Annotated in this window: 5 protein-coding genes; 4 read left to right on the top strand and 1 reads right to left on the bottom strand. The window is 74.6% G+C overall.

The genetic code is table 11. The features are described 5' to 3' along the window. Nucleotides 1-30: 30 nt before the first annotated feature. Genes holB through MNZ27_RS17150 form a run of 4 tightly spaced genes read left to right on the top strand, consistent with a single transcriptional unit; the run spans nucleotide 31 to nucleotide 5,357 of the window. A complete protein-coding gene (holB, locus tag MNZ27_RS17135) occupies nucleotides 31-1,077 on the top strand; it encodes a DNA polymerase III subunit delta' (RefSeq protein ID WP_242395318.1) in 1,047 nt (348 codons plus the stop codon). Then, nucleotides 1,064-2,467, top strand: coding sequence for a DNA polymerase III subunit delta (locus MNZ27_RS17140; protein WP_242395319.1), 1,404 nt, complete (start codon nucleotides 1,064-1,066; stop codon nucleotides 2,465-2,467). The genes holB and MNZ27_RS17140 overlap by 14 nt, the downstream gene beginning before the upstream one ends. Next, on the top strand, nucleotides 2,464-4,560 hold the full coding sequence (metG, locus tag MNZ27_RS17145; RefSeq protein WP_242395320.1) for a methionine--tRNA ligase: 2,097 nt from the start codon (nucleotides 2,464-2,466) through the stop codon (nucleotides 4,558-4,560). The genes MNZ27_RS17140 and metG overlap by 4 nt, the downstream gene beginning before the upstream one ends. A 17-nt stretch (nucleotides 4,561-4,577) precedes the next feature. Further along, the gene (locus MNZ27_RS17150; protein ID WP_242395321.1) at nucleotides 4,578-5,357 is read left to right on the top strand and encodes a TatD family hydrolase; all 780 of its coding nucleotides are present in this window, start codon (nucleotides 4,578-4,580) and stop codon (nucleotides 5,355-5,357) included. Between the two features lie 55 nt (nucleotides 5,358-5,412). On the opposite strand, the gene MNZ27_RS17155 is transcribed toward MNZ27_RS17150, so the two are convergent. Then, nucleotides 5,413-6,138, bottom strand: a complete 726-nt coding sequence (locus MNZ27_RS17155) for an HAD family hydrolase (protein WP_242395322.1) — start codon at nucleotides 6,136-6,138, stop codon at nucleotides 5,413-5,415. Nucleotides 6,139-6,358: the final 220 nt, after the last annotated feature.

Below are 6,358 nucleotides of genomic sequence, written 5' to 3' on the forward strand. Positions count from 1 at the left end.
CGCCCCCTTATGTTATCTTCCGCGCCGCCGATGCCGTTCTCGGAGATCATCGCGCAGGATCGCGCGCTCGCTCCCCTCCGGTCCGCGCTCCGGCGCGGGACCCTGCACCACGCCTACCTGTTCGGCGGACCCGCGGGGACGGGCAAGGCGCGCGTCGCGCGGCTCGTGGCGCAGGCGGCCAACTGCGAGGGCGGCGAGGCCGGCCCCGGGGGGCTCCCCGACGACGCCTGCGGCCGCTGCGGCCCGTGCCGCAAGATCGAGCGCGGCCTCCACCCCGACGTCCTCGTGCTCCAGGAGGAGCGCGTGATGGCGAAGGCGGGGCGCTGGGAGCCCAGGGGCGGGCGCGCGCCGTCGAAGGACATCGTCGTGGACCAGGTCCGGGATCTCGTCGATCACCGGCTCGCCCTGAAGCGGTTCGAGGGGCGGCGCCGGTTCGTGATCGTGGACCCGGCGGACGCGATGAACCCGCAGGCGCAGAACGCCCTCCTCAAGACGCTCGAGGAGCCGCCCGAGGACACGACGCTGGTGCTGGTCGCGTCGAGCCCGGACCGGCTGCTGCCGACCATCCGCTCGCGGTGCCTGCGGGTGCCGTTCGCGCCCGTCCCGGCGGAGCTCGTCGAGGAGCGGCTCCGGGCCGAGGGGCGCGGCGCGGAGGAGGCGCGGCTCGCGGCGGCGCTCGCCGGGGGCTCGCTCGGCCGGGCGCTGGCGCTGGATCCCGAGGCGCTCGCCGCGCTCCGGGACTCGGTGCTCGCCGCGGTCGCCCTCGACCCCGGCGACGCCGGGGCGTGGCTCGCCTTCGCGAAGGCGCACGGCGAGGACCGCGCGCAGGCGACCGAGCTGTGCGAGCTCCTCGCGCTGTGGCTCCGGGACGTCCTCGCGGCGCGGGCGGGGGGCGCGCGGCTCGCCCTCGCCGAGCTCGCGCCGGCGACCCGGCGCGCCGCGGCGGCCCCGGCGCCCGCGGAGGTGGTCCGGCGCCGGCGCGAGGTCCAGCGGACGGCGGCCGCGCTCCGCCAGAACGGCTCGCCGGTGCTCGCCCTCGAGCGGCTCCTCATCGGGTGGTTCCATGGCCGGGCCTAGGGGCGGAGCGCGCGGCGGCGCGGCGCGGGCGGCGGGGGGCGCGACGCTCGAGGCCTGCCTCGCCGAGGCCCGGGCGGGGAAGCCGCGGCCGGTGTACCTGCTCGACGGCGATCCGTTCCTGTCGCTCCGCGCCGCGCGCGAACTCGCGGGCGCCCTGGTGCCGGAGGCCTCGCGGGCGCTCAACCTCGTCGAGCTCGACGCCGCCGCGACGCCGGCGGAGGTGGCCGCGGAGCTCGCCACCGGCGGCCTCTTCGGCGGCGGGAAGGTCGTGCTCGTGCAGGAGCCGGCCTTCCTCGCGTCGAAGGAGGACCTCGCCGAGGCCTTCGCCGCCGCGGCGCGGAGCTGGCGCGAGGGGCGGCAGCGCGACGGCGCCCGGCGGCTCCTCGCCCTCGCCGGGAAGGCGGGCGTCGGGGCGAAGGCGCTCGCGCCGGGGCCCGACGGCGCGGTCTCCGCGGAGACGAAGGACGCGCTGGCCGCCGAGCTCGGCGTGACCCTCGACGCCGACGCGGCGCGCTTCGTGGACGAGGCGGCGCGGTACGCGCAGGAGCGCGAGCTCAAGGTCGGGAAGGGCGACGACGCGGGGGCGCTCGACGCGGCCCTGGCGCGGGGGCTCCCGCCGGGGCACGTGCTCGTGATCGCCGCCGGCAAGGTGGACGGGCGGCTGCCCGTGGTGAAGAAGCTCGCGGCGGCGGGCCGCCGGGTCACCACGCAGGTCGAGAAGGAAGGGACGTGGGACGCGCAGCGGCTGGTCCTCGGGCCGGTGCTCGAGTCGCTGCTCGCCGGGACCGGCAAGCGCGTGGACGCCCGGGGCGAGGCGCGGCTCGCCGAGCTGGTGGGGGACGACGCGCGGGTCCTCGCCTCCGAGGTGCAGAAGCTCGCGGCCTACGTGGGCGACCGGAAGGTGATCGGCGCCGCCGACGTGGACCAGGTCGTGACCCGGGTGGCCGCGGATCCGTTCTTCGCCCTCGGGAACGCGGTGGAGGCGCGCGATCTCCCCGCCGCCCTGGGCGTCCTCGACCGGTCCGTCGCGGACGGCGCGAGCCCGTTCATGCTCCTCGGCTCCCTGGCGTCCACCGTGCGCCGGATGATCGTGGAGCGCGAGCGCGCCCGGCGCGCCGTGGGGGACCGGCGGCTCGGCTCGGCGCGGGAGTGGGAGGCCGAGGTGTTCCCCACCGTCCCGGAGGACGAGGCGAAGGGGAAGAAGCCGTACGGGTTCTGGATGAAGTACCAGGCGTCGCTGCGGTTCTCGAGGGGGGAGCTGCTCGACGCCCTCGCCGGCCTCGCCGAGGCCGACGTCGCAATGAAGAGCGGCCAGGACGGCCGGATCCGCCTGGAGCGGGTCCTCGTCGGCCTCCTCGCCGCCCCCACACGGGAAAGGAGCAGTCCTTGAGCCAGCGACTCCTCGTCACGAGCGCGCTGCCGTACGCCAACGGCTCGATCCACCTCGGCCACCTGGTCGAGTACGTCCAGACCGACGTCTACGTCCGGTTCCGGAAGGCCTGCGGCGACGACGTGACCTACGTCTGCGCGGCCGACTCGCACGGGACGCCCATCGAGGTGAACGCCGCCAAGGCCGGCGTGACGCCGAAGGCGTTCGTGGAGAAGTACCGGGCCGAGCAGCACGAGGACTTCCGCCGCTTCGGGGTGGACTTCTCGACCTACTACACGACCGACTCCGAGGAGAACCGCCGCTGGGCCTACCGCGTCTACGACGCGCTCAAGGCGAAGGGGCTCGTCTACAAGAAGTCGGTCGAGCAGCTCTACTGCGAGACCGATCGGCGGTTCCTGCCGGACCGGTTCGTGAAGGGCACCTGCCCGGTGTGCAAGACGCCGGACCAGTACGGCGACGTGTGCGAGAGCTGCGGGACCACGTACGACCCGCGCGACCTCGTGGAGCCGTACTGCGCGATCTGCCGCTCGAAGCCGGTGATCCGGACGAGCGACCACGCCTACGTGAACCTGCGCAAGCCGGAGGTGTTCTCGGTCATCGAGGGCTGGGTGAACGGGGAGGGGCACCTCGTGCCCTCCGTGCGCGAGCAGGTGAAGGGCTGGCTCGCGGACCTGCAGGACTGGTGCATCACCCGGGACGAGCCGTACTTCGGCTTCCCCGTGAAGGATCCGGACTTCGCGGGCAAGTACCTCTACGTCTGGGTGGACGCGCCGATCGGCTACCTCTCCAGCGCCGAGCACTACTTCGCGGCGGAGGCGCCGGAGGGGAGGCGGCTCGCGCCCGCGGAGTTCGAGGCGCGCTACCTCGCGCCGGGCGCCGCGAGCCGCATGGAGCACTTCATCGGGAAGGACATCCTCCGGTTCCACGCCGTCTTCTGGCCGGCGATGCTCTGGGCCACCGGCCTCAAGCTCCCGGACCGCATGCCGGTGCACGGTCACCTGACCGTGAACGGCGAGAAGATGTCGAAGTCCCGCGGGACCTTCATCACCGGCAAGACCTACCTGGACTCCGGGCTCGATCCGGAGCTGCTGCGGTACTTCTACGCGTCGAACCTCTCGCCGGGGATCTACGACGTCGATCTCTCGCTCGACGAGTTCAGGAACCGCGTCAACGCCGACCTCGTGAAGCGGATCGCGAACCTCGCCTCCCGCGTGCACGCCCTCGTCGCGAAGCTCCCGGGCGAGCTCTCCCGCCCCGCGGGCGTCGACACCGGGCACGACCTGCAGCGCGCCGCCGAGCGCGCCGTCCAGACGGCGCGCGACGCCTACCGCGAGCTCGAGTACCGGACGGCGCTCCGGGCCGTGAACGACCTCGCCGACGCGGGGAACAAGGCCCTCCAGGAGCGGAAGCCCTGGGAGGCGCCGGACTCCGCGCCGTCCCGGGCGCTCCTGTACGACCTGACGAAGGCGCTGCACGCGGTCGCCGTCGCGCTCGCGCCGGTGCTGCCGCGCTTCTGCGGGGCGCTCGCCGCCGCGCTGGGCGACGTGCCGCTCGCGTGGCCGGAGGGGTTCACGCCGTTCGACGGCCGGCCGGTCCGGTTCGCCGCGAAGCCGCCGCAGATCGCGCCGGTGGACGCGAAGCAGGTGGCGAGGCTCATCGCGGCGGCGCCCGAGGCGCCCAAGGCGCCGGCGAAGGTCGCCAAGGCGGCGAGCCCGTCCGAGACCGCCACCAAGGTGAGCGCGAAGGCGGCGCCCCCGCCCCCGGGCGTCATCCAGTACGACGACTTCGCGCGGGTCGAGCTCCGGGTCGGCCTCGTGAAGGCCGCCGAGAAGGTCGAGAAGGCGGACAAGCTCCTGAAGCTCGCGGTGGACGTCGGCGAGCCGGAGGCGCGGACGATCGTCGCCGGCATCGCCCAGGCCTACCCGGACCCGCAGGCGCTCGTCGGGAGGCGCATCGTGGTGGTCGCGAACCTCGCCCCGCGGGCGCTCCGCGGGATCACCTCGCAGGGGATGCTCCTCGCCGCGGGCGAGCCGCCGAACCTGTCGGTGGTGACCGTCGCGGACTCCATCGCGCCGGGCACGCGGGTGAAGTGATGGCGCCCGAAGCCCCTATGCGCCTGATCGACTCCCACGCCCACCTGGATCGCGACGAGTACGGCCCCGAGCTCGACGCGGTGATCGCGCGCGCCCGCGCGGCGGGGCTCGAGCGGATCGTCTGCGTCGGCCTGTGGCGGAAGCCCGGGGACTTCGGGAGCGCGCTGGAGCTCGCCACGCGCGATCCGGCGTTCTTCGCCGCGACGGTCGGGATCCACCCGCACGAGGCGGTCCGGGTGCCGGAGGAGGACTGGCAGGCCTGCGAGGCGGCCGCGCGCGATCCGCGCGTCGTCGCGGTGGGCGAGACCGGCCTCGACTTCCACTACGATCTCTCGCCGCGCGACGTGCAGGAGGGGGCGTTCCGGCGCTCCGTCCGGCTCGCCCGGGCGGTCGAGAAGCCCGTCATCGTCCACGTCCGCGAGGCCGACGCCGTCTGCGTGAACGTGCTCCGCACGGAGGGCGTCCCCCGGGCCGGCGGCGTCATCCACTGCTTCACGGGGGACGCGGCCGCGGCCCGCGCCTACCTCGACCTCGGCCTCTTCGTCTCCGTCGCCGGGATCGTGACGTTCAAGAACGCCGGGGCGATCCGCGAGGCGATCCAGCTCGTCCCGCGCGACCGGCTGCTCGTCGAGACCGACTCGCCCTACCTCGCGCCCATCCCGTTCCGCGGGAAGCGCAACGAGCCGGCCCACGTGGTCGAGACCGCGCGGAAGATCGCCGAGCTCTGGGGCGTGCCGGTCGAGGAGGTCGCCGAGGTGACCGCCGAGAACACGCGCAGGCTGTTCCGGTTGTACTGATTTGATCCAGGCTGATCGTGGCGAGGCCGCGCAGGCAGGCAGCGTGCGCCGCAGCTCAGCCCTCCCAGCTCCCCCACTCGTCGGCCAGGTCGGGCTCGGCCCCGGGCTCGCTCCGCTCCTTCCACTCCACGATCTCCCAGCCGCGCCGCTCGGCGAGCGCGCGGAAGGGGGCCTTCGGGTTCACCACCACCGGCGTCCCCACCGCCTCGAACAGCGGCACGTCGGCGGCCGCGTCCGAGTAGAGGTAGCTGCGGGAGAGGTCGAGGTCCCACTCGTCGGCCAGCCGCTCCACCGCCGCGCGCTTGCCGTCGCGGAACACGACCGGCGGCACGATCTGGTCGGTGAGCTTGCCGTCCACGATCCGCGTCCGCGTGCCGATGGCGGCGTGCACCCGCAGGTGCAGCCCCACCTCGTCGATGATGTACTGCGAGGAGCCGGAGGCGACCGCGACGAAGTGGCCGGAGAGGAGGTGCTTGCGGATCTGCCGGACCGCGCCGGAGGTGATCCGCTTGCGGAGGTGGCGCTCGAAGCAGGCGTGCGCGTGCGCCTTCACGAGGTCCGCGTAGAGCCCCTGCTGGCACCGGGAGCCGACCTCGACCATGTCCTGCTCGGAGAGGCGGTTCCGCGCGTACTCGTAGATGATCCGGGGGATGCGCGAGCGCACCTCCGGCCGCATCACCTTCGCGGTGTACAGGTACCAGGTGAAGATGGTCCCGGCGTTCCCGTCGAGGAGCGAGTCGTCGACGTCGAAGATCGCCGCGGTGCGGCCGAACGGGACCATCGGGCGAGGCCTCCCGCGCGCGGCTCGCCCGGACGTCCGGCCGCGCGCGAGAGGTGATTCTACGACTGCTCGCCGGACTTCGCCTCGGGAGCGGCCGTCTCCGCCGGGGCCTGCTCCGGAGCGGGGGAGGGCGCGGCAGCCTCGACGGGCGCGGTGGGCGCGGTGGGCTGCGGCGCGGCGGCCTCGGCCGGCGCGGCACCCTCCGCCGGCGCGGCACCCT

This window comes from Anaeromyxobacter oryzisoli (assembly GCF_022690765.1).
GTDB classification, from domain to species: Bacteria; Myxococcota; Myxococcia; order Myxococcales; family Anaeromyxobacteraceae; genus Anaeromyxobacter; species Anaeromyxobacter oryzisoli.